The organism is Erwinia sp. HDF1-3R, assembly GCF_039621855.1.
Lineage (GTDB): Bacteria > Pseudomonadota > Gammaproteobacteria > Enterobacterales > Enterobacteriaceae > Erwinia.
On record NZ_CP155071.1, the window covers coordinates 1,738,904 to 1,760,011 of the forward strand.

Genomic DNA, 21,108 nt, shown 5'->3' on the forward strand with positions numbered 1-21,108 from the left:
TATGGAAATATACCAAAGCTGCATCTTTCGCCGGATCGTTGATAGCAATAGGCAGTTGGTGGATCTACTACCAGCATTACAGGAAAAATCGAAGCAGATAGCACAACAATCCCAGTCCTTGCGCCTGGAACGTTGTTGTTGAGAATAATCTTCTGTGTGGCGGAACCGAGGAATGACAGGTAAAAGCTGCACAGGAGCATGCGAAAAATATCCTATCCTGTGCTGATAATCCTGGCTCAGCCTCCTGCCAGAAAGGGCTGGCGATGCAGGATGCGCTGATGGTGGCACTTCCTGCCGGGCTTGGCGGTGGTTTACTGGCTGCGGCTACACCGGAAATCGCGGCGGCAGCCCATGCAGCAATCCAGTCATGCGCAGGAAATGTTGTGCTATGTCTGAACAGCGTCGGCATCCAGGTATCGGAAGCTATCGTGCCGGGTGGCGTGGGTGCTGGCAGTGCGGTTGGTATTGGCAAAACAGCGGCAGAGGCAACGGCGGCAAAAGCTGAGGCAGTTGCTGCTAATGTGGCGAAGAGTCTCTCTGCAGATATAGGTAAAATTAATGCCGGTAAATTTGGTCAGCTTGAATTAAATTCTCTTTCTAAAACTGGAACCAATATTGATCCAGCGGCTAAATCTGGCAATTTTGCCGTTGCAGGCAGAGCATTACAGAAACACGGCAGCCGTGAAGGAAGTGTCTATCCTGTTGCAAAAGGTACTCCTGCTCAAATCAACGAACAGGGACAGAAAATATTAGACGGGATAGTAAAAGCACCTGGAGCATCGGTAAAAGAAGGGAATCGTTTTGGAGGGTTTGATGTTATCGCCCTTGATGGACGAGGGGCCAGATTTGACCCTCAAGGTAACTTCCGTGGATTTTTGGAACCATAATTATGAATTGTAAAAATCACTTAAAAATTGTTATCGCTAGTGATGTCGATTATGAAAATCTAATAGCTGAAATTTATCAAAATGATGAATTTATTGCACTTTTACAACAAGAAGATGGGATAAACGATATAAAGGTTGAATTTTCATCTAATATTAGTGCAATGAATTTTGATTGGCTTCAAAATGCATTAAATGAAGCCAAGAGAAAGCTATTGGATCAGTAACATTATATCCCGGCCGAGCTGAGCCGCGATGTTGAGAATGCGAATCCGGGGCTGGCGGAAATCTTTGATAAGGATAAGGAGCAGCAGCGGCTGAGGGAGGCGCAGCTGATAGGGGAGATAGGGAGTCAGGTTGCGGATATTGCGCGGACGCAGGGTGAGATAGAAGCCACAAAAGCCGGTAAAGCAGAGCTGGCTGCGAAAGGCGTTAAAGAGCCGGGTGAGAATGCCACGAAGGAGGAAGAGCGTGCCGCCTGGAATAAAGCCCTGACGGAAACCTCCGGCTACAAAACGGCTCAACAGAAATGGGGCACAGGCAGCGCCCTCCAGCAGGGTATCCAGGCGGCCACGGCGGCGGTGCAGGGTCTGGCGGGTGGCGATATCGGTGCAGCATTAGCCGGAGCCTCAGCGCCCTATATCGCAGAAGTCATCAAACAGTATGCACCGGATGAAGCCAGCCGGGTGATGGCCCATGCGGCAGTGGCGGGCGTTATCGCCGCCGCACAGGGTAACTCTGCGGCAGCAGGCGCAGCGGGCGCAGCCACCACGGCGATAATGGGTGAAGCCATTACAAATGCGCTGTACGGTGACGTGCCGGTCAGCCAGCTGAGCGAGGAGCAGAAACAGACGCTGGTTGGGCTGGGAAGCCTGGCGGCAGGTCTTGCGGGCGGTCTGGCCGGTGACAGTACAGCGGATGCCGTAGCCGGGGCGCAGGCAGGCCAGAACGAAATCAGCAATAATATGACCAGTATGGGCATGTTGCAGATGATGCAGGCCAAATCGTTGCTGGATGCGGCTGCAATGGCTGAAGCAGGCCAGGGCGGCGCGAATGAACAGGCGGCGCTGGCGCTGACCAAAGCTGTTAAGCAGGGTCTTGATGCGGCCTGTCTGGCGAATACCAGCTGTGTCATGATGGCGATAGCACAGAGTCAGCAACACGCAGGCGGAGCAGGCAGCAAAACCGAAACCGTGCCGGTGAATGACGATCTGACCGGTGGAAAACTGGTTAACCCAGGCCAGGGTGAGAGTAAAGGGATATCGTTGATCACGCCGGATCAGTCTGACGATCAGGGAGCCAGCAATACCGGAAATACTGACGGAGCGCCGGATACTGGCGGGAATACCACGGTTACCCCGATCCCTGAGCAAAATAAAGATGACTACGTTTATCTTGCTGAAGGTGATAAACCTGCGAATTTATCGCCTGAAGGAAGCGGTAGAGCTGGTGCATTTAATGAGGCTAAGCGCCAGTCAGGCATCCCTGTTAGCCAAAGCCCAAGTAATGTTTATCCTAATGTCGATAAACGAGGTAATCCACAACCCGGATATATATATGAATTTGATTTACCAAAGTCTGGAGGCGGCACAGAGAAAGTTTATATTAGAGATGATGCAGGTGGACATTTCTTTGGTGTAGATGATCCTCAAAATCGTGGTTCACATTTTAATGACCCACAAGGGAATCATTATGATTACTAATATTGTATATAGGTATGCAGAAAATATATCCTCTCCCAATGAGATAGCCAATTTTGATGCTCGTTACTCAATCAAAGGTCCGGGCATCTCAGCTGTTAGCTGGGAAATAGAGAGCCAGACAAGGCGAGAAGGAAGTGAAGCCTTATTAAAAGTCATGCTCAAAAAGTTGCTTCCATGCCATGAAATCGAAAAGATTACACTAAGAGTTATAGTTGAGTTATCGGCTACGCAGCCTGACAATGCTGTTGTTAATCATAAAAAACTATGGGGCTTACTAAAAGATAGAGGCATTCAGACTGAAGACATTTTAGATAAAGTTAACTTTATTAGGAAAGGTATGGATGGGCTAATCCTTTCCGGAATAGGAACTATTAATTTAGCTAAAAAAGGATTAATTAACAGCCTGATTAATATTGAAAAAAATGTTTATTTTTCTATTGATGAAAATAAAAAAAACACAATACATTATGAAATGGATAAATCAAATTGGATGAATGAAACGTGGAAAAATGGCGGTATCATTTTCTTTCCGCTAGGTTTTTTTGATGAACCCTCTTGCGAAGTTGTTGCAATGGGTAATAAAAAAGACATCATGTATCTCACTGATTAATAAAAATTAAACTATTCTAATCACCATAATCCCGGCCATAGAGCCGGGATCGTTTTACCTGCCGATCACACTTCAGCTGATAGGGGAGATAGGAAGCCAGGTTGGGGATATCGCGCGGACGCAGGGTGAGATAGAGGGGCCGAAAGCGAAGAAAGATCCGGCTGCCCTTCAGGCCGCCAGAGAACAACTCGTCGGTCAGGGTAACCTGAATCCTACCGATAAACAGATAGCCGATCAGGCTTACAACACGGCGATGGCTCCTTACGGCACCGGCAGTGCCATCCAGCAGGCTATCCAGGCGGCCACCGCTGCTGTGCAGGGACTGATGGGTGGAAATATTGGGCAGGCCATCAGTGGTGCGGCATCGCCTTATCTGGCAGAGCAGATCCACAAACTGACCGAAGGGAATCCTGAAGCGCAGGCGATAGCCCACGCGGTGGTGGGTGCTCTAACATCATATGCGGCCGGTAACAGCGCCCTGGCAGGCGCAGCCGGAATCGCCTACTCTGTAAGACCCTCCCTTTACTTTGCTTCCCCGGGCCCGTCACATGCTCTATTTGAAGATATTTATTATTGGTTTTATCTGCCTGCTGCTGCTGTCGTTTGCGCAAAGTTATCTCAGTGCGAGCCACAGCGGCGTGGCGCTGAGCGGACAGAGCTGGTCTGGCGCCCGTCGTGATTCTGCCGGAATTGCCCCGGACGCAGCCGCATTTCGCAACAGTGCGATAGTGCAGGTTTACACCGCGCCGACCTTTGGCTGGCGTGGCCTGGTGGCAGTTCATCCCTGGATTATCTTCAAAAAAGCAGGGGAAACGGTATACAGCCGTTACGAGGTGGTCAGCTGGGGCAGCAGCAACGTGGTGCGGCGTAACTACGCGCTTCCCGACGGCTACTGGTTTGGCGCTACCCCTCGTCTGCTGGTAGACCATCGCGGCAGTGCGGCCGAGGCGATGATCCCGCATATTGAGGCCGCCATCAAAAGCTATCCCTGGCCTCATACCTATCGCGTCTGGCCCGGCCCAAACAGCAACACATTTCTGGCGCATATTGGCAGGAAAGTGCCTGCGCTGAGGCTGGATCTGCCCGCGAATGCCATCGGGAAGGATTACCGCCCGCTGCATAATCTGGTTGGCCTGCCGCCGTCGGGCAGAGGCGTGCAGATCTCTCTGCTGGGGGTTTTAGGCCTGACGCTGGGCGCTGAAGAGGGAATTGAGTTCAATATTTCCGGCCTCAATTTTGGTATCGACGTTAAGTCGCCTGCGCTGCGTTTGCCCTTTATTGGCCGGATGGGGGCGAGTAAAGTCATTACCGACGCGCCTGCGGGAGGGTGAGGAGTGCTTCCGGGACCTTACTGAGCGCTTCTGGCAAGGTAGCGTCAGTCAAAGTCGAAATGACATCGGGGATCGGGCGAATGATTGCAGAGGAGAGCTGACGCCGACCGAATACTGTGTAAAAATACAGGCCATTCTGAACAAATGTGGTTGTCATGGCGCTAACAGTCGCGTTAAAAGCGCAAATTGCGGAGTGGTACAAGGCCCTCCAGCAGCAAATACCTGATTTCATCTCCCGCGCTCCTCAGCGGCAGATGATCGCTGAAGTGGCGAAAACGCTGGCGGGTGACGATGGGCGTCATCTGGCCATTGAAGCGCCAACTGGCGTCGGCAAAACGCTCTCCTACCTGATCCCCGGCATTGCCGTCAGCCGGGCTGAGGAAAAGCCGCTGGTGGTCAGTACTGCCAACGTCGCCCTTCAGGATCAGATATTCAGCAAGGATCTGCCATTGCTGAAAAAAATCATCCCCGACCTGCGTTTCACCGCGGCCTTTGGCCGTCGACGCTATGTCTGCCCGCGCAATCTTTCTGCCCTGGCCACCGACGAAGAGAAGCAGGGCGATCTGCTGCTGTTTCTTGATGATGATATGACCGCCAGTAAGGAGGAGCGGGCGTTTTGCACCGGGCTGGAACAGAAGCGTAACCGCCATCAGTGGGATGGTCTGCGCGACCACTGTGATGACACCATCGAAGAGTCGCTGTGGCAGCGTTTGAGCACCGACAAGGCCAACTGTCTTGGCAGTAACTGCCACTGGTATCGCGAGTGCCCCTTTTACGTTGCCCGCCGCGAAATTGAGCAGGCAGATGTCGTCGTCGCTAATCACGCGCTGGTGATGGCGGCGCTGGAAACGGAATCGGTGCTCCCGCCGCCCAAAAATCTGCTGCTGGTGCTGGATGAAGGACACCATCTGCCGGACGTCGCCCGCGATGCGCTGGAAATGAGCGGTGATATCACGCCCGGCTGGACCACGCTCCAGCTCGATCTTTTTTGCCGTCTGGTTGAGCAGTGCATGGCGCAGTTCCGTCCGAAAAGGCCGCCCGCACTAAGCAATCCGGAGCGGCTTAAAGCCCACTGTGAAGAAGTGCGTGAACAGCTCCAGCAGCTGTCACATTTGCTGGCGCAGTTTCTGCCGCCGGGTAATCAGGAGGGGGAGTACCGCTTTGAAATGGGTCTGCTGCCCGAGGAGATCCTCACCCTGTGCGCGCGGCTGTTTAAGCTTAGCGACGGCCTGCGCGGGCTGGCAGAGGCGCTGCTGAACGATTTAAGCGAAAAGTCCGGGCAGTATGATGTCGTTCGTCTGCACCGAACGCTGATCCAGATGAATAAGGCGCTGGGCTGGTTCGAGGCCAGCAGCAAGCTGTGGCGGCTGGCAGCAATGGAGCGGGCGTCGGGTGCGCCGGTGTCGAAGTGGGTGACGCGCGACCTCCGCGAGGGCAGCGCCCACCTGACCTTTCACTGTGCCGGGATCCGCGTTAGCGAGCAGCTGGAAAAGCTGCTGTGGCGTAAAATTCCTCATGTGGTGCTGACCTCGGCCACGCTGCGCTCGCTGAACAGCTTTCAGCGGCTACAGGAGATGTCCGGTCTGAGTGAAAAGGTGAGCGATCGCTTTGTCGCGCTGGACTCTCCCTTCAACCATATTGAGCAGGGCAGGCTGGTGATACCACAAATGCGCTACGAGCCGATGCTGGCTACCGAGGTCGAGCATCTGGCGGAGATGGCGCACTTCTTCCGCCAGCAAATTAAAGAGGCAAAGCACAAAGGACTGCTGGTGCTGTTTGCCAGCGGGCGGGCGATGCAGCAGTTTCTGGCTTATCTGCCCGAGCTGCGGTTAATGATGCTGGTGCAGGGGGACAGACCGCGACCGGCGCTGGTGGCGCTGCACCGTAAGCGGGTTGAGCAGGGTGAAACCAGCGTGCTGGTTGGGCTACAGTCCTTTGCCGAAGGGCTGGATCTGAAGGGCGACCTGCTTTCTCAGGTGCATATTCATAAAATTGCTTTCCCACCGGTGGACAGTCCGGTTATTTTGACCGAGGGAGAGTGGTTGAAAAGCCTGCGCCGCTATCCGTTTGAAGTGCAGAGCCTGCCCAGCGCCTCGTTTAACCTGATTCAGCAGGTCGGCAGGCTGATCCGCAGCCATACCTGCTACGGTGAAATCGTAATCTACGATCGGCGTCTGCTGACGAAAAGCTACGGCGCCCGCCTGCTGGGCGCACTCCCGGTGTTCCCGATTGAACAACCGGCGATGCCCGAGGGTAAGCTGCCCACGGTCAGCCCGATGCTGAGCGGCAGGAAATCGACCACGCGCCGTAAACGTTAATGAATCAACAGAGCAACCGCATGGACTACAAACAGATTATTAAAGAGATTGGGCGAGGGAAAAATCACGCCCGCGATATTGATTTTGCTACCGCGCGCGATCTTTATCGACACATTCTGGCGGACGAGGTGCCCGAGCTGGAGCTGGGCGGCATGCTTATCGCACTGCGCATTAAGGGTGAGGGCGAAGAAGAGATGCCGGGATTTTATGCGGCGATGCAGGAGCGGGTAACGCGTCTCACCCCCCCGAGCGGCCGGCCCATGCCCGTGGTGATCCCCAGCTACAACGGCGCGCGCAGGCAGGGGAATCTGACGCCGCTGCTGGCGCTGCTGCTTTCGGCGCTGGGGTTTCCGGTGCTGGTGCATGGGGTGAGCGACGACCCTACCCGAGTGACCAGCGAAGCGGTTTTCCGGGCGCTGGGCATTGATGCGGTAACGGATGCGACCCAGGCGCAGGATAAACTTAATCGGGGGGAACTGGTGTTTATCTCCGTCGGCACGCTCTGCCCGCCGCTGGAAAAACAGCTCTCTCTGCGCTGGCGGATGGGCGTACGTAACAGTGCGCATACCCTGGCGAAGCTGCTCACGCCCTTTGCCGAAGACGCGGCCCTGCGCCTCTCCAGCGTTTCTCACCCGGAGTATATTCCCCGGGTGGCGAAGTTTTTCCACGCCACCGGCGGCAGGGCGCTGCTGCTTAACGGTACGGAAGGTGAGGTGTATGCTAATCCGCAGCGCTGCCCGGCTATCAGCCTGATCGCCGGTGCTAAGCCGGTTGTTCTGCTGCCGCGTCAGGAAGAGAGTGGGACTGGCCGCGATGCGCTGCCGGCAGAGAAGGATGCTGCCATCACGGCCGCGTGGATCGCGCGCTGTATGCAGCGTGAAATCGCGATACCGCAGCCGCTGCGTCAGCAGATTGCCTGCTGTTATGTGGCAACCGGGCGAGCGAGAGATGTTGAAAGCGCGCTTGCGCAGATTGAACAGGCCGGATATTAAGCTGAATGCTGACTAGCTTGCCGGCAGGAGCTGTTCAGCCAGCGTACTCCACAGCGCAATGCCTTCGCCGATCATCTCATCGTTGAAGTCGTACTGCGCGTTATGCAGCGGCGGCGAAGGCGTCGCGCCATCTGCACCAATCCAGAAATAGGCACCGGGGCAGGCTTCCAGCATGCAGGCAAAATCCTCTGACGCCATTGAGGGATTGACCTCCCAGTGTACGTTCTCCGCCGGAAGCAGCGACAGCGCACACTGACGCACCTTTAGCGCCTCGGCCGCGTTATTGGTGGTCACCGGATAGTCCGTCAGGTACTCGATCCGCCCCTCGATCCCCAGCGGGACGGTAAAGGTGGTGACGAAGGCATCGATCATCTCCCTCACTTTTGCCCGCACATCGGCCTGAAGACAGCGTAGCGTACCGCGCAGCACCACGGTCTCCGGAATAACGTTGATCGCCTCGCCGCCGTTGATTTGCGTGATGCTGACCACGGCGGACGCGAGGGGAGAGAGACGCCGGGCCGGAATGGTTTGCAGCGCCAGAATTAGCTGGGCAGCCGCGACCACCGGGTCGGCTCCGTTTTCCGGCATGGCGGCATGGCAGCTTTTGCCGTGCAGGGTGATTTCAAACGCGTCCAGCGACGCCATCATCGCGCCGCTGTTTACGGCCATATGGCCCACGGGCAGGCCCGGCCAGTTGTGCATGCCATAGATAGCCGACATTGGAAACAGCTCAAACAGGCCATCGGCCACCATTTTACGCGCGCCGCCAAGATTCTCTTCGGCAGGCTGAAAAACGAAATGCAGGGTGCCGCTAAAGCGCCGCGTCGCGCTGAGATGCTTCGCCGCCGCTACCAGCATCGCGGTATGTCCATCGTGACCACAGGCGTGCATAACGCCCGGCTGCGTCGAGCGCCAGACTGGATTGCCCGATTCGGTGATCGGCAGCGCGTCCATATCGGCCCGAAAGCCAATGGTGGGGCCGGGGCCATTTTCCAGCGTACCGACCACGCCTGTCCCGCCCAGGCCGGTATGCACCTGAAGCCCGGCAGCGCGCAGCTGTTCGGCCACCCAGCCGGAGGTTTTAATCTCCTGGTAGCCCAGTTCAGGCTGCGCATGCAGCTGTCTGCGCCAGCCGATAGCGTCTTCAATGAGCGAAACGGGGATAGCCATATCGTCCTCTCCTTCCGGGTGTTAGTCCTGTCATCTGGCTGATGTAAAGTAGCATAAAATGGCTGCCCGCACCGTGCGCCTACAGCAGCATCCTCTCAATATCCTGCCAGCAATCTGCCCGACGATAGCCGGTCACCTGCAAATTATGCGGGGCAGTATACAAAATGCCTTCACCGCAGAAATTTTCAAAGTTAAAGGCATTATCGTCGATCATGTAATCGGCATTGATAACGCTTTTAAGACCGCAGAACACAATATTCGTGGGCCTGATGGCCGGGAAATGCCGCTTAAGCCAGCTGAACTTGGCGTTAAATGAGGAGGGAACTTCCATTGCCGCCGTGGTAATGAATATCTCATAACGCTTGCTCAGTTCCGCAATCACCCGCTGACTGTCGCCGATGACATCCAGGTCGGCAAAAAAGTCTGGATCGCTGGCCAGCACCATCATCTCATTGAGCATCTCAGGGTTTTTATGGCGCAAATCGAAGAGGTTCAACTCGCTAGCGGTCAGCGACAGAGAAAAATGTGCGTTGACGGTATTGAGCATTTTAAGGTGGAAATCGGCAATAACTTCATCCATATCGATGGCAATTCTTTGCATTGTCACTCTCGTTCACTCCTGTTGTTGAAAGCGGCCAGACATTGTAGTGCCTGACCAGGATACAGCAGTTGCCTCCCGGCTACCACCCGGCGGCGCAGCCGGGCAGGTTAAGCGCCATCCATTTACTGACGGTTAACCCGCAACGCACTATTTTCTGGCGTCCGGGCGCACCAGGTCAAAACGCAAATCGTCACTGATAGCGTAATAGGCGCTCGGGCCGCCCGCGCGGAGGATAGGATGGGCTTTAGCCGTCTGATAAATCCCCTCTTCCAGCAGGTCGTTATCGATATGAATGGCAACCACTTCACCCAACACCATCCACTGCTGGAGCTTCGCGCCGTCTGCGCCCTCCAGCTGAAGCACCTGCGTCAGTTTGCATTCAAAATTCACCGGGCTTTCCGCCACCATACTCACCGCCACCTGCGTACCGGGGATGGCCGTCACGCCAGCCAGGGCGAACTCGTCCTCACCCGGCGGCACGCTGGCGGAGCTTTCATTCATTGCCACCGCCAGCTCGCGGGTAGCCAGGTTCCAGACAAACTCGCCGGTCGCGACAATATTGGCCACGCTGTCCTTCCAGCCCTGACTGGAAAAACCGATAATCGGGGGCTGGTAGTTAAAGCAGTTAAAAAAACTGTAGGGGGCGAGGTTACGGACACCGGCGGCACTTTGCGAGCTGATCCAGCCAATTGGACGCGGGCCAACGATAGCATTCAGCGGGTCGTGCGGCAGGCCGTGGCCAAGCCGGGGTTGATAAGAGTGGCGGGTACGCGACATGGTATCTCCTCAGAAAATGAATGACTCACTATAATAGCCGCTCCCGCAGGGAAAAAAGCCGGGAATGGTTTACGATTTTTACGCCAGCAGGTATCTTACGCGCCTTAAGATAAGAGAGCCGCCCATGAAAAATACCGCCGTAAAAACTCAGCTACACCCACGTAACCGCCATCGCGGACGCTATGACTTCCCCGCGCTGATCGCCAGCCATCCGCCGCTGGCGACCTTTGTGTCGGTCAATCAGTACGGTGATGAGACGGTGGACTTTGCCAATCCGGCGGCGGTGAGAGTGCTCAACCAGGCGCTGCTTCACCATTTTTACCAGATTGAAAGCTGGGCGATCCCGGAAGGATTTCTCTGCCCGCCGATCCCAGGCCGCGCCGACTATCTGCATTATCTGGCGGACCTGCTGGCCGAAGATAACAAAGGCGTTGTGCCACGCGATCTCACCCTGCTGGATATCGGCTGCGGGGCTAACTGCATTTATCCACTGATCGGCCACCGTGAATATGGCTGGCGCTTTACCGGCAGTGAGGTCAACGAAGAGGCGATGCGGGCGGCCAGCGCGATTATCACCGCCAACCCGGGGCTGAACCGCGGGGTTCGTCTGCGTCGGCAGAAAGATCCCCAGGCTATTTTCAGCGGTATCATTCACAAAAATGAACAGTATCACGCGGTGATGTGTAATCCACCGTTCCATGCTTCTGCCGAAGAGGCGCAGCAGGGTAGCCAGCGTAAAGTTCGCAATCTGGGTCTGGATAAACATGCGCCCCTCAACTTTGGTGGCCAGCAGGATGAACTGTGGTGCGAAGGCGGCGAGAAAGCCTTTATCAGCCGGATGATTGATGAAAGCGTGACCTTCTCCCGCCAGTGCATCTGGTTTACCTCGCTGGTCTCACGCAAGGAAAATCTGCCAGAGATCTGGCGGGCGCTGGAAAATGTCGGTGCCGCTGCGGTGCGCACGATTGATATGGCACAGGGACAGAAGCAAAGCCGGTTTATCGCCTGGAGCTTTATGGATAAACCGCTTCGCGAACGTCAGATGAGCCGTCGTTAGGCCAGATGCTGCTATTCCGGTGCGGGCAGGGACTGGAAGCTGGCCGCACCGTCAACTTCTGTTCCGCTTTGCATCACCTGGAGCCGCTGGTGCGGTGCGCTAATACCCGCCGCATCGAAATGCTTTTTGACCTTATCGTCCAGGGCAAAGCGCACGGTCCACTGCTTAAGCGGCTGGGTGGTGAAGGAGACGCGAACGGTAAAGCCGTGGTCGGTCAGACCGACCAGTCCGGCGAAGGCGGGTTCACCAATCACCATCCCTCGAATCTCCTTATCCTGCATCAGATCGGTGACCGCCGCCTGTAGCGTGGCGTTCACGCGATCGCTGTCCTCGCTGCGGTCCACGTCATAGTTCGCCACAAAAGAGCCGATGCCGCGTACGAAGTTGGCAAAGGTGGTGATCGATGACCAGGGAATAATATGGTAGGCCCCGGTATCCTGGCGTACGCCTACCGAGCGGATTGACATTCGTTCTACCGTGCCGGTGATCGCGCCAATGGTGACCAGGTCGCCGGTATTCATACCGTTCTCAAACTGGATGAAGATGCCGGTGATAATGTCCTTTACCAGCGTTTGCGAACCGAATGAAACCGCCAGGCCCAGCGCGCCAGCCCCGGCCAGCAGCGGCGCGATATTTACGCCAATCTCTGACAGCAGAATCATTATGGTGATGGTGGTGATTATCACCGCCAGCGCGTTGCGAAACAGCGTGAGCAGCGTGCGGGTGCGCGCGCTCGGCATCGGTCGTCCGTGGGAGTCGGAAGCGAGCCGACTCTCAATCAGGCTGGCCAGCAGCGTCCAGCCGACGGCAGAGAAGAACAGGATCATCACGATACGAATGATGATATCGACCAGCCTCACTCCCGCGCCCTGGGTCAGCCAGTGCCAGAAGTCGAACAGGTTCCAGGCGCTTAGCAGCATCAGGCTGACGGTAAACACGGTCAGGATGCGCGCCAGCTTCAGCATCACCGAAATCCAGTCGTTAACGCGCTTTTGCAGTTCAGGATAGTTGCGGCGCAGATCGGGCGAGAGGGTGATTTTCTTCGAGATCCAGCGGGTCAGGATACCCGACACCAGCGCACCAATACCGATAATTGCCAGCGATCGGACGGTAGCGGCCATCATAAACTTCAGGCTGTCGCCGGGATTAAACATGGAAAGCAGAAAGAGCGCGATGAAATACGCGCTTGCCAGCCAGTGCCAGACCAATGCGAAGGCGCGAATAAACAGCGCAAAGAATGACAGGGAACGGTCAGCCAGCCGCTGTAGCTCAAGCTGAATATTGCGGCGGTTATGAAATATCAGATAGAGCGCCCAGACGGTCATCAGCCCCATCACCACCACGTTCACCAGCGCGCCAACCTGTAGATTAACCTGATTCGAGACGATAGGCACCACCACCAGCAGGCCATAGCCGATAACGCCGCTTAGCCAGCTCAGCCGTCGGTTCCAGTAGTTCGCGCGGTTATCCGGCAGGTGAAAAAAGCGAAGCTGCGCGTAGCGCGGGCAGAACATCAGCCTGAGGATTGCCTTGAAAAACTCTATCAGCGCGAAGGCGTTAAGGAAAAGTCCCTGCTGATAGGCGATGGTGCGGCTGCCGCCGTTCAGGCTGTCGCTTAGTATTTGTCCAAAAAATAGCGCAATGCCCAGCAGCAGCAGATCGATAACAAATGCCCCGACGATCATCGCAGGCAGATGCAGCCAGCTGGTACGGTCACTGTTTTTCTTTCTTCCCCACTCGCCCATGCGGCGGTAAAGCGGCGTCATCAGCCACCCCGTGACCTCATAGAAGGTGAACAGCGCAACAGCCAACATTGCAAAGTGGCTGACGGCATTGAAAAAAGTGCGCTGATTAAATGACTTATGAGGCGCATCGGAGATATTGCGCTGGAGTTCCTGCACGCGATAAAGAAACTGGCCACCAAAATGGCGACTGACGTCGGTGACGCTCTCAAGGACGGTTTTGTCCTCAGTGTCTTCCGGTCGCGTCAGGGTGGGCGTTGCGGTGGATGAAGGGCTTTCAGACGCGTGATTAAGCTGGTCGATCAGCGCCTGGCGGGACTTGTCATTTTGTAAAATGGCGGCCAGCGCAGCCCAGGCGGCCTTTTTCTGATCGCTGCTGGGCTCACTCTGCTGGTCGGTAGTGGACGACTGAGATTGTGAAGCCGCAACGGCGGCGGCGGGCAGGGTGACGGCCTTTGAAAGTTCAGGTATGCAAAACAGCATAAAAATCACCAGCCACCGGCCAATGAAATGCCAGCGAGGGGGAGTAACCAACATCTTTATCTTCCTTTGTGGCGCAAACAACAGCGTCGACCAAAAAGTATAGACTGCTCAGCGCCTGCCAGAGGCGTGCACCGCATTTAAGGATCAAGGAGGGAGCAGGGCGGACGCGCGTCCACCCTGTGTCTGTTACGAAACGTGCTGCAAAAACTCGCGCAGACGCGGGCCAGGCGGGTTATCAATCAGTTCATCGGGCGCACCGTCTTCAGCAATGCGACCCTTGTCGATAAAGATCAGACGTGAAGCGACCTTTCTGGCGAAGCCCACTTCATGGGTTACGATAACCATGGTCATGCCCTCTTCGGCCAGATCCTGCATCACCTTGAGGACTTCATGGCGCAGTTCCGGGTCCAGCGCAGATGTCGGCTCGTCAAACAGCATCATTTTTGGCCGAACCGCCAGTGCGCGGGCTATCGCTACGCGCTGCTGCTGTCCGCCGGATAGCTCAGAGGGAAAATGGTGTGCCCGCTCGGCCAGACCCACCTTGGCCAGCAGCACTTGCGCCTGCTGGCGCGCTTCTTCCTTGCTGACGCCGCGTACGCGGATGGGGCCAAAGGCGACGTTATCAAGGGCATTCATCTGCGGAAAGAGATGAAACTGCTGAAATACCATACCCGCCTCCTGGCGGATCAGGCGTTCATCGACCTTCGGGTCGTTGACTTTCAGGCCGTCGACAATCAGTTCGCCTTCGGTTATCTCTTCCAGCTTATTGATACAACGCAGCAGGGTTGACTTGCCGGAGCCGGACGGCCCAATAATCACCACCACTTCGCCCTGCTTAATGGTCAGATCGATGTTATGCAGCACCTGAGTCTGGCCGAAATGCTTGGAGACGTTTTTAAATTCGATCACAGGATTTTCATCCTTTTTTCAATGCGACGCAGAACAAAGCTCAGCACCAGCGTGATAAACAGATAGATAACGGCCACGGCGCTCCAGATCTCCAGCGCGCGGAAGTTCCCGGCAATAATTTCCTGACCCTGGCGGGTGAGCTCAGCCACGCCAATCACGATAAACAGTGAGGTATCTTTAATGCTAACAATCCACTGGTTACCGAGTGCGGGCAGCATCCGGCGCAGCGCCAGCGGCATAATCACATAGCGCAGCGTTTCCCGGCGCGACAGCCCCAGCGCAAGGCCCGCTTCACGAAAGCCGTTGTGGATGGAGAGCACCGCACCGCGCGTGATCTCTGCAATATAGGCGCCGGAGTTGATCATAATCGTGACTACCGCCGCGCTAAAGGGGTCAATGCGTAAATCGGTAAAGGCCATCGGCAGCGCAAAGTAGATAAACATGACCTGCACGACAATCGGCGTACCGCGAATCAACTCAATAAAGACCAGCGCCACGTTACGGGACAGCCAGCCGCCATAGGCACGGGCAAATCCGGCGACCAGGCCGATAATCAGGCCGCCAATCAGTCCGAGGACGGAAATCCACAGGGTCAGGCGGGCGCCTTCGAGCAGGGCCGGAATTGATGGCCAGATGGCGCTCCAGTCAAACTGCATGATTTATTCTCCGGATAAAAACCCGCTAAGGGGGAGTAAAGACGCGGGCAGCAGCACGGCTGTACCCGCGTAAAATTGCCAGAAGGCCGTCAGCTTATTTTGGGTCGCTACCGAACCATTTTTTATACAGCTGGTTATAGGTGCCGTTTTCATGCAGCACTTTCAGCGCACCGTTCACTTTTTCACGCAGTTCGTCACTGCCTTTCGGGAAAGCAATTCCGTACTGCTGGGCTTCGATGGAGTCGCCAACGGCCTTAAAGCGGCCTTTACCGGCGGTGTGAATAAAGTAGAGGATATTTGGCGTATCGTGCAGCACGGCATCCGCACGGTTGGTCCCCAGCTCCATATAGGCGTTATCTATATTAGGAAACTGACGAAGATCCTTCGATTTGATGTGCTGTTTGGCGTAATCCACGGAGCCGGTGCCGCTTTTAACCGCGACGACTTTGCCCGTCAGATCGTCAATGCTTTTGATCGAATCGTTGTTGGCATTCACCATTACCAGCAGGCCGCTTTTGTAATAGCCGTCGGAAAATTCGATGGCCTTTTTACGTTCGTCGGTAATGGTAATGCCAGCCAGCGCCAGATCGATATTATGGGTTTGCAGGGCGGGGATTATGCCGCTGAAATCCATGGGTTTCAGCTGATAGTCAATATTGAGTTGTTTAGCGATAGCCGCCCACAGGTCGACATCGAATCCGACATACTTGTCACCCTGTTTAAATTCAAACGGGACAAAAGCGGTATCGGTCGCGACAATCAGTTTTTTTTCTGCGGCGGTAGAAGAAACGGCAAACGCCAGCGTCAGCGCAGCCAGGGAAAACTTAACAATCGACTTCATCATTTTATCCTTATTGCAGTCGGGCAAGCTCTTTACCCAAACGTATGCCAGCTCCCATATGAAAAAACTATGCCAGGTTTACGAATATTATGTAAATCAGCCTATTAAAGTCGTTTTAATCATCAGAAGAGAAGAAAGCAAAGTGACCGCACCACGAAGGTGCATTAACGTGGTGCGCCTGATGCTTTATGGTGCAGGATAATATGTAGCAAACCGGTGCGGCAAAACAACAGACGCAGCGGCATGCAGTAGCAGAAATGCTAAAGCGATCGAGGTTTTAGAATATTTATCTTAACTGGCTGTCTTTACTGCCGCGTCGGTTATATAGGGACGTAGCGGTTTGATGCTCATCCCGCGCCTGCTGACACTGCACACAGTACTGTACGCCAGGCAAAGCCAGACGGCGGGCTTCGGGTATGGGTTCGCCACACTCCTCACAATACTCCGCGCTGGGGCCATGGTGTATCGCCCGGCGTACCCGGCTGACTGCATCATCAATGGTGGAGTCGATCTGCTCCTGTACGGCGTCGTCGTGCGCCCATCCGCTTGCCATGTTTGCCTCCAGACGTGAAAAGAGCAGATGAAAATTCATCTGCTCCTGAACCCTTTGATGTTAACCGTGCCGGACGCACGGTAACCGAAAGTTATTCGATATTAGACTCGATAAACCACAGGAATTTATCCAGATCGCGCGACGCGGCGGTGAAGATATCAGCCGTATCATCGTCTTCAACTTCGGTGATGGCTTTACGGGTGTCATTTGCCACGATAGCGTAACGTTCTGCCAGCGCTTTAAGATGATCCTGTACGCTGTGGATGTTCAGCGGATAGCTTTTCAGTGGCGTTCTGTCGTTAACAATCTGGGTGGTCCCCAGTGCGACGCCGCCCAGCTGAACAACACGTTCTGCAATGGTATCCTGATGGTCAATAATGGTGGTACGGAAACCGTCAAGCATTTCGTGTACACCAATAAAGTTCGCACCGCGCATGTTCCAGTGCGCCTGCTTGGTAATCAAAGACAAATCAATAAATTCGGTAACCAGACGATTAAGCACCTCTATGGTGGCTTTTTTCTCGTCGTCAGCCACATCGTTACGGGTGAAAATCAGATCAGAAGATTTCGTTTTTACCAGTTTAGCGGTACTCATCATTAATATCCTCTTAATGTTGGTTGTCCTAATTAAGTACGGAACTAAGTATAGCACCGGTTTTTAACCCTGCCGGAAAGGTGATGCCTATTGGTTGAATAGCATACGCCTTTCACCTCCCGGGCCGGCTGATAAGCGAGCCTGGCTACTTACTTACCGACCCGGATAATTTTCTGCTTTGGCGGACGCAGCGTCAGCGTGGAACCGACGGAGGCCAGAATTATCGCCAGCAGGCCCAGCCACTGCACCAGCGATAGCACCTCGCCAAGAAACAGCATGCCCGACATCGCCGCCATCGCCGGTTCCAGACTCATCAGGGTGCCAAAAGTTTTCGCGGGTAGACGCGTGAGGGCTACCATCTCCAGTGAGTAGGGCAGGGCGCTGGAGAGAACGGCGATAGCCAGTGCGACCGGAATGATCGACAGGCTCCAGATACCGCTATGCGCAAAAGCGAGTCCGACGGGAACAAATATCACCGACGCGATCAGCGATCCCATCGCCACCGTCGCCGGACCGTGATGAGCGCCTGCCCGTTTGCCCGCGAGAATGTAAACTGCCCAAAAGCCGCCTGCCAGCACGGCCAGCATTGCACCTGTAGGATCCACCCCTGAAATATCCTTGCTGAGCGGCAGCAGGAACCATAGCCCTGCAAGCGCCAGCACCACCCACAGAAAATCCAGCGGACGGCGGGAGCCAGCCAGCGCCAGCGCCAGCGGTCCGGTGAACTCAAGCGCCACGCCGACGCCCAGCGGGATAGTGCGTAACGCCAGGTAAAACGAATAATTCATTCCACCCAGCGCCAGACCATAGAGCAGCAGGGGTGTAATCTGCTGACGGCTGAACTGCAACCGCCAGGGTTTAAAAATAACGCAGAGGATAACGGTGCCGAAGGCCAGGCGCAGCGCGGTAATACCGGTCGCACCTACGTCAGAGAAGAGCGTTTTAGCCAGCGCGGCCCCGCCCTGAATTGAGGTCATCGCAATGAGCAGCACTAGCACCGGGAGCCAGGGCGGGGTTGTACCAGAAGATGAAGGTGAAGCGGCAGACATCCTGTGACCATCCTTGTTCATGTAAGTGAAGCGAGGTAAACGTTCACAATAGTCTACTTGATGGGCAGTGATAGCGGTAAAGAAGGGTGAAAAAAAGTCGCGATAAGGCCAGTCAAGTGTGTAGTTATGTCAGGAAAGGGCCTTTTTAATTAGGAATAATCTTAATGAGCAATTTTTTTTCGCCTTTACGGAACTTTGGTTTGAAGGGGGTATTTATAAGTAAAAAGAATGACATAGGTTACTCCATTAACCTTCTGTTACACCAAACATTGTGTTGGACAACAAAATCAGGGCAGAGTTTCTGGCTAAGTTTTGTTATATTTCCAGCGTTGTCAGGAGAGAAGTACTTTCACATTTGAGGTGGTTATGAAAAAAATTGCATGTCTTTCAGCACTGGCTTGTGTACTGGCAGTTTCTGCTGGTTCAGCAATGGCGCAAAGCACCGTTACCGGCGGTTACGCTCAGAGCGATTATCAGGGTGTAGCAAACAAAGCTAACGGTTTTAACCTGAAGTATCGCTATGAAAACGGCAGCGATCCACTGGGTTGGATCGGTTCTTTCACTTACACCGAAAAAGATCGTACCGATGCAGGCGTTTATAACAAAGGCCAGTACTACGGTATCACTGGTGGTCCTGCTTACCGCCTGAACGATTGGGCTAGCATCTACGGCGTTGTGGGTATTGGCTACGGCAAATTCCAGGAAAACGACACTACCGTACGTGACAAAGCTGATTCAAGCGACGTAGGTTTCTCCTACGGTGCTGGTCTGCAGTTCAACCCAATCCAGAACGTTGCTCTGGACGTAGGTTACGAGCAGAGCCGTATCCGTAGCGTTGACGTTGGCACCTGGATCGCTGGCGTAGGTTACAGCTTCTAAGCTGCTACTGCCACAGCCGGTCCGGCTGGCACGAAAAAAATCCGCCCTTCGTGGCGGATTTTTTTATGGCTGTTTAAAAACTCATTTAGAGGGAGCAGGCGTTTGATGCGTCAGCATCTCCAGCAGCATCAGCCGCAGCGTAAACGGTGAGCGGCAGAGCAGCTTTAGCAAAAGGGGTGTTTTCATCAGATGGGCCTCCGCAGTCATACGTACGCTTTATAGACAGTTATAGCATGAGCTATAATTCGTAGCCAGTGCTATGTAGCGAATATTTGTGCTTCGTCGTGCTTCGTTTACAATGTGGCACACACTACTGAGGCTGAAGCTACGCGTCAGGAATACTTAAGAGGAAGCTGAATGAGTCGTCGCGCAAAAAGTGCAGTGCCCGCGCAACTGAAAGAGATCGAAGAGCATGTCGAAGGCTTCCGCCAGGTACGTGAAGCCCATCGTCGTGAGCTGATTGATGACTACGTTGAGCTTATTTCAGATTTGATCCGTGAATTTGGTGAAGCGCGCCAGGTGGATATGGCCGCCCGCCTGGGCGTCTCGCAGCCCACCGTTGCCAAAATGCTGAAAAGGCTGGCGGGTGGTGGTCTTGTCGAGCAGGTTCCTTACCGCGGTGTGTTTCTTACCGCAGAGGGGGAGGCGCTGGCGGAAGAGAGCCGCGAGCGACACCATATTGTGGAAACCTTTTTGCTGGCGCTCGGTATCAGCCCGGAAACCGCCCGGCGGGATGCCGAAGGTCTAGAACATCATGTGAGTGATGAGACGCTGGCCATTTTTAAGCAGTTTTACGAAAACCAACAATAACGCTGTCCTCTTTGTGAGTCTCTATGGCAACGCTGCTCCGGCCTTTTCTGCAGGATCGCTTACTGCATCTGTTAATTTTGCTGGGGCTGGCGCTGGCCTGCTTCGCACCCTTTACCCTGGCACAGCTTCCCGCAGCCGTGGACTGGCCCACTATCGTCACGCTCTGTGGGCTGCTGATCCTCACCCGGGGAATTGAATCCAGCGGTTATTTCAACGTGCTGGGCCGTCGGCTGGTGCTGCGTTTTCATACCCAGCGAAGGCTGGCGCTTTTTCTGGTGGCGGCTGCCGCGCTGCTGTCTACCGTGCTGACCAACGATGTCGCACTCTTTATCCTGGTGCCGCTCACCCTGACCCTCAAGCGCTACTCCGCGCTGCCCATAAATCGTCTGATCATCTTTGAGGCGCTGGCGGTAAATGCCGGATCGCTGCTGACGCCGATCGGTAATCCGCAAAATATCCTGCTGTGGCGACACGGCGGGGCCGGTTTTGCCGCATTTATCTGGCAGATGCTGCCGCTGGCGGCGGTACTGGTGACCAGCCTGCTGCTGCTAACCTGGGTGGCTTTCGCCGCAGAGAGAATCCAGTCCACTTCGCAGGAGAGCAGCCCGCCGCAGTGGCAGCGTCCACTATTGTGGATCAGCGCCGGACTCTACCTGCTGTTTATCACGGCGCTGGAAGTGGATCTGGCCGTCTGGGGTCTGCTGCTGGTGTTTGCCGTCTTTCTGCTACGGGCGCGTCGTATCCTGCTGTCGCTGGACTGGAGCCTGCTGGCGGTGTTTATCATGATGTTTGTTGATGTCTTTCTTCTTACCCGCCTGCCGGTGGTGCAGTCCGCCCTGGGCTATATCGCGCATCTGCCTCCCGGTGGCCAGTATCTGATGGCGACGGGTCTGTCGCAGGTTATCAGTAATGTGCCTGCCACCATTCTGCTTCTGGGATCGCTGCCTGCCAGCACGCTGCTGGCCTGGGCGGTCAATATTGGCGGGTTTGGCCTGCTGCCCGGCTCACTGGCGAATCTGATTGCGCTGCGTATGGCTAAAGACCGTACTATCTGGTGGCAGTTCCACCTCTATTCCGTGCCGCTGCTGGGCTGGGCGCTGCTGATCGGCTGGGCGCTATTTTTAGGCATTCATGCGGTATAAAGTCAG

The 21,108-nt window shown here is 55.0% G+C and carries 23 protein-coding genes; 11 read left to right on the plus strand and 12 right to left on the minus strand.

The genetic code is table 11. The features are described 5' to 3' along the window. Positions 1 to 263: 263 nt before the first annotated feature. Both AAGR22_RS08010 and AAGR22_RS08015 read left to right on the plus strand, forming a co-directional pair. Positions 264 to 887, plus strand: coding sequence for a hypothetical protein (locus AAGR22_RS08010; RefSeq protein WP_345831213.1), 624 nt, complete (start codon positions 264 to 266; stop codon positions 885 to 887). Positions 888 to 889: 2 nt separating this feature from the next. After that, positions 890 to 1,111 (plus strand): hypothetical protein, encoded by a 222-nt coding sequence (locus AAGR22_RS08015; RefSeq protein WP_345831214.1) that lies wholly within the window; start codon positions 890 to 892, stop codon positions 1,109 to 1,111. On the opposite strand, the gene AAGR22_RS08020 is transcribed toward AAGR22_RS08015, so the two are convergent. Then, a complete protein-coding gene (locus AAGR22_RS08020; RefSeq protein WP_345831215.1) occupies positions 1,097 to 1,408 on the minus strand; it encodes a hypothetical protein in 312 nt (103 codons plus the stop codon). The two genes, AAGR22_RS08015 and AAGR22_RS08020, sit on opposite strands and share 15 nt — an antisense overlap. Positions 1,409 to 1,465: 57 nt before the next feature. On the opposite strand from AAGR22_RS08020, the gene AAGR22_RS08025 reads away from it, so the two are divergent. Beyond that, positions 1,466 to 2,587 (plus strand): VENN motif pre-toxin domain-containing protein, encoded by a 1,122-nt coding sequence (locus tag AAGR22_RS08025; protein ID WP_345831216.1) that lies wholly within the window; start codon positions 1,466 to 1,468, stop codon positions 2,585 to 2,587. Continuing rightward, a complete protein-coding gene (locus AAGR22_RS08030; RefSeq protein WP_345831217.1) occupies positions 2,577 to 3,197 on the plus strand; it encodes a hypothetical protein in 621 nt (206 codons plus the stop codon). Before AAGR22_RS08025 ends, AAGR22_RS08030 begins: the two co-directional genes overlap by 11 nt. A 16-nt stretch (positions 3,198 to 3,213) precedes the next feature. On the opposite strand, the gene AAGR22_RS08035 is transcribed toward AAGR22_RS08030, so the two are convergent. Continuing rightward, a complete protein-coding gene (locus AAGR22_RS08035) occupies positions 3,214 to 3,630 on the minus strand; it encodes a hypothetical protein (RefSeq protein ID WP_345831218.1) in 417 nt (138 codons plus the stop codon). A 115-nt stretch (positions 3,631 to 3,745) separates the two neighbouring features. On the opposite strand from AAGR22_RS08035, the gene AAGR22_RS08040 reads away from it, so the two are divergent. The 3 genes from AAGR22_RS08040 (at position 3,746) to ybiB (ending at position 7,838) form a co-directional block, all read left to right on the plus strand. Then, a complete protein-coding gene (locus AAGR22_RS08040) occupies positions 3,746 to 4,528 on the plus strand; it encodes a DUF3750 domain-containing protein (RefSeq protein WP_067702633.1) in 783 nt (260 codons plus the stop codon). Positions 4,529 to 4,683: 155 nt separating this feature from the next. Beyond that, positions 4,684 to 6,846 (plus strand): ATP-dependent DNA helicase DinG, encoded by a 2,163-nt coding sequence (gene dinG, locus AAGR22_RS08045; protein WP_345831219.1) that lies wholly within the window; start codon positions 4,684 to 4,686, stop codon positions 6,844 to 6,846. A gap of 20 nt (positions 6,847 to 6,866) precedes the next feature. Beyond that, on the plus strand, positions 6,867 to 7,838 hold the full coding sequence (gene ybiB, locus AAGR22_RS08050; RefSeq protein WP_345831220.1) for a DNA-binding protein YbiB: 972 nt from the start codon (positions 6,867 to 6,869) through the stop codon (positions 7,836 to 7,838). Between the two features lie 12 nt (positions 7,839 to 7,850). On the opposite strand, the gene AAGR22_RS08055 is transcribed toward ybiB, so the two are convergent. From AAGR22_RS08055 to AAGR22_RS08065, 3 genes are all read right to left on the minus strand, one after another. Beyond that, positions 7,851 to 9,008: a M20 aminoacylase family protein gene (locus AAGR22_RS08055; protein WP_345831221.1), complete on the minus strand. Its 1,158-nt coding sequence runs from the start codon at positions 9,006 to 9,008 to the stop codon at positions 7,851 to 7,853. Positions 9,009 to 9,087: 79 nt separating this feature from the next. Continuing rightward, positions 9,088 to 9,609, minus strand: a complete 522-nt coding sequence (locus AAGR22_RS08060) for a 5'-3'-deoxyribonucleotidase (RefSeq protein WP_345831564.1) — start codon at positions 9,607 to 9,609, stop codon at positions 9,088 to 9,090. Positions 9,610 to 9,756: 147 nt separating this feature from the next. Next, complete coding sequence (locus AAGR22_RS08065) at positions 9,757 to 10,386, minus strand: flavin reductase family protein (protein WP_345831222.1); 630 nt, start codon at positions 10,384 to 10,386, stop codon at positions 9,757 to 9,759. A gap of 124 nt (positions 10,387 to 10,510) precedes the next feature. On the opposite strand from AAGR22_RS08065, the gene rlmF reads away from it, so the two are divergent. Further along, positions 10,511 to 11,443 (plus strand): 23S rRNA (adenine(1618)-N(6))-methyltransferase RlmF, encoded by a 933-nt coding sequence (gene rlmF, locus AAGR22_RS08070; RefSeq protein ID WP_067703667.1) that lies wholly within the window; start codon positions 10,511 to 10,513, stop codon positions 11,441 to 11,443. An 11-nt stretch (positions 11,444 to 11,454) separates the two neighbouring features. Here rlmF and ybiO read toward each other — a convergent pair whose 3' ends face one another. The 7 genes from ybiO to rhtA form a co-directional block, all read right to left on the minus strand. Then, the gene (ybiO, locus tag AAGR22_RS08075) at positions 11,455 to 13,722 is read right to left on the minus strand and encodes a mechanosensitive channel protein (RefSeq protein ID WP_345831223.1); all 2,268 of its coding nucleotides are present in this window, start codon (positions 13,720 to 13,722) and stop codon (positions 11,455 to 11,457) included. A 132-nt stretch (positions 13,723 to 13,854) separates the two neighbouring features. Then, entirely contained in the window at positions 13,855 to 14,577 is a 723-nt protein-coding gene (glnQ, locus tag AAGR22_RS08080; protein WP_067702647.1) for a glutamine ABC transporter ATP-binding protein GlnQ, read from the minus strand. Next, positions 14,574 to 15,233 (minus strand): glutamine ABC transporter permease GlnP, encoded by a 660-nt coding sequence (gene glnP, locus AAGR22_RS08085; RefSeq protein ID WP_067702649.1) that lies wholly within the window; start codon positions 15,231 to 15,233, stop codon positions 14,574 to 14,576. The genes glnQ and glnP overlap by 4 nt, the downstream gene beginning before the upstream one ends. Positions 15,234 to 15,327: 94 nt before the next feature. Next, positions 15,328 to 16,074 carry a glutamine ABC transporter substrate-binding protein GlnH gene (glnH, locus tag AAGR22_RS08090; RefSeq protein WP_067702652.1) on the minus strand — a complete coding sequence of 249 codons (747 nt, stop codon included), beginning with the start codon at positions 16,072 to 16,074 and terminating at the stop codon, positions 15,328 to 15,330. A gap of 286 nt (positions 16,075 to 16,360) precedes the next feature. After that, complete coding sequence (locus AAGR22_RS08095; RefSeq protein ID WP_067703669.1) at positions 16,361 to 16,627, minus strand: DksA/TraR family C4-type zinc finger protein; 267 nt, start codon at positions 16,625 to 16,627, stop codon at positions 16,361 to 16,363. A 91-nt stretch (positions 16,628 to 16,718) separates the two neighbouring features. Beyond that, on the minus strand, positions 16,719 to 17,222 hold the full coding sequence (gene dps / locus AAGR22_RS08100) for a DNA starvation/stationary phase protection protein Dps (protein WP_345831565.1): 504 nt from the start codon (positions 17,220 to 17,222) through the stop codon (positions 16,719 to 16,721). Positions 17,223 to 17,371: 149 nt separating this feature from the next. Further along, positions 17,372 to 18,271, minus strand: a complete 900-nt coding sequence (rhtA, locus tag AAGR22_RS08105; protein ID WP_345831224.1) for a threonine/homoserine exporter RhtA — start codon at positions 18,269 to 18,271, stop codon at positions 17,372 to 17,374. A gap of 366 nt (positions 18,272 to 18,637) precedes the next feature. Here rhtA and ompX point away from each other — a divergent pair, with 366 nt between their 5' ends. The 3 genes from ompX (at position 18,638) to AAGR22_RS08120 (ending at position 21,102) form a co-directional block, all read left to right on the plus strand. Next, positions 18,638 to 19,150 carry an outer membrane protein OmpX gene (ompX, locus tag AAGR22_RS08110; protein WP_067702657.1) on the plus strand — a complete coding sequence of 171 codons (513 nt, stop codon included), beginning with the start codon at positions 18,638 to 18,640 and terminating at the stop codon, positions 19,148 to 19,150. 357 nt (positions 19,151 to 19,507) lie between these two features. Beyond that, the gene (gene mntR, locus AAGR22_RS08115; protein WP_067702659.1) at positions 19,508 to 19,960 is read left to right on the plus strand and encodes a manganese-binding transcriptional regulator MntR; all 453 of its coding nucleotides are present in this window, start codon (positions 19,508 to 19,510) and stop codon (positions 19,958 to 19,960) included. Positions 19,961 to 19,983: 23 nt separating this feature from the next. Next, positions 19,984 to 21,102 carry an SLC13 family permease gene (locus AAGR22_RS08120; protein WP_345831225.1) on the plus strand — a complete coding sequence of 373 codons (1,119 nt, stop codon included), beginning with the start codon at positions 19,984 to 19,986 and terminating at the stop codon, positions 21,100 to 21,102. Positions 21,103 to 21,108 lie beyond the last annotated feature (6 nt).

What these genes read in the sequence shown, in the direction of transcription:
- AAGR22_RS08010 (WP_345831213.1), top strand. Translation starts at nt 264, where the DNA reads ATGCAGGATGCGCTGATGGTGGCACTTCCTGCCGGGCTTGGCGGTGGT.
- AAGR22_RS08015 (WP_345831214.1), top strand. Translation starts at nt 890, where the DNA reads ATGAATTGTAAAAATCACTTAAAAATTGTTATCGCTAGTGATGTCGAT.
- AAGR22_RS08030 (WP_345831217.1), top strand. Translation starts at nt 2,577, where the DNA reads ATGATTACTAATATTGTATATAGGTATGCAGAAAATATATCCTCTCCC.
- AAGR22_RS08040 (WP_067702633.1), top strand. Translation starts at nt 3,746, where the DNA reads ATGCTCTATTTGAAGATATTTATTATTGGTTTTATCTGCCTGCTGCTG.
- dinG (WP_345831219.1), top strand. Translation starts at nt 4,684, where the DNA reads ATGGCGCTAACAGTCGCGTTAAAAGCGCAAATTGCGGAGTGGTACAAG.
- ybiB (WP_345831220.1), top strand. Translation starts at nt 6,867, where the DNA reads ATGGACTACAAACAGATTATTAAAGAGATTGGGCGAGGGAAAAATCAC.
- AAGR22_RS08055 (WP_345831221.1), bottom strand. Translation starts at nt 9,008, where the DNA reads ATGGCTATCCCCGTTTCGCTCATTGAAGACGCTATCGGCTGGCGCAGA.
- AAGR22_RS08060 (WP_345831564.1), bottom strand. Translation starts at nt 9,609, where the DNA reads ATGCAAAGAATTGCCATCGATATGGATGAAGTTATTGCCGATTTCCAC.
- AAGR22_RS08065 (WP_345831222.1), bottom strand. Translation starts at nt 10,386, where the DNA reads ATGTCGCGTACCCGCCACTCTTATCAACCCCGGCTTGGCCACGGCCTG.
- rlmF (WP_067703667.1), top strand. Translation starts at nt 10,511, where the DNA reads ATGAAAAATACCGCCGTAAAAACTCAGCTACACCCACGTAACCGCCAT.
- ybiO (WP_345831223.1), bottom strand. Translation starts at nt 13,722, where the DNA reads ATGTTGGTTACTCCCCCTCGCTGGCATTTCATTGGCCGGTGGCTGGTG.
- glnP (WP_067702649.1), bottom strand. Translation starts at nt 15,233, where the DNA reads ATGCAGTTTGACTGGAGCGCCATCTGGCCATCAATTCCGGCCCTGCTC.
- glnH (WP_067702652.1), bottom strand. Translation starts at nt 16,074, where the DNA reads ATGAAGTCGATTGTTAAGTTTTCCCTGGCTGCGCTGACGCTGGCGTTT.
- AAGR22_RS08095 (WP_067703669.1), bottom strand. Translation starts at nt 16,627, where the DNA reads ATGGCAAGCGGATGGGCGCACGACGACGCCGTACAGGAGCAGATCGAC.
- dps (WP_345831565.1), bottom strand. Translation starts at nt 17,222, where the DNA reads ATGAGTACCGCTAAACTGGTAAAAACGAAATCTTCTGATCTGATTTTC.
- rhtA (WP_345831224.1), bottom strand. Translation starts at nt 18,271, where the DNA reads ATGTCTGCCGCTTCACCTTCATCTTCTGGTACAACCCCGCCCTGGCTC.
- ompX (WP_067702657.1), top strand. Translation starts at nt 18,638, where the DNA reads ATGAAAAAAATTGCATGTCTTTCAGCACTGGCTTGTGTACTGGCAGTT.
- mntR (WP_067702659.1), top strand. Translation starts at nt 19,508, where the DNA reads ATGAGTCGTCGCGCAAAAAGTGCAGTGCCCGCGCAACTGAAAGAGATC.
- AAGR22_RS08120 (WP_345831225.1), top strand. Translation starts at nt 19,984, where the DNA reads ATGGCAACGCTGCTCCGGCCTTTTCTGCAGGATCGCTTACTGCATCTG.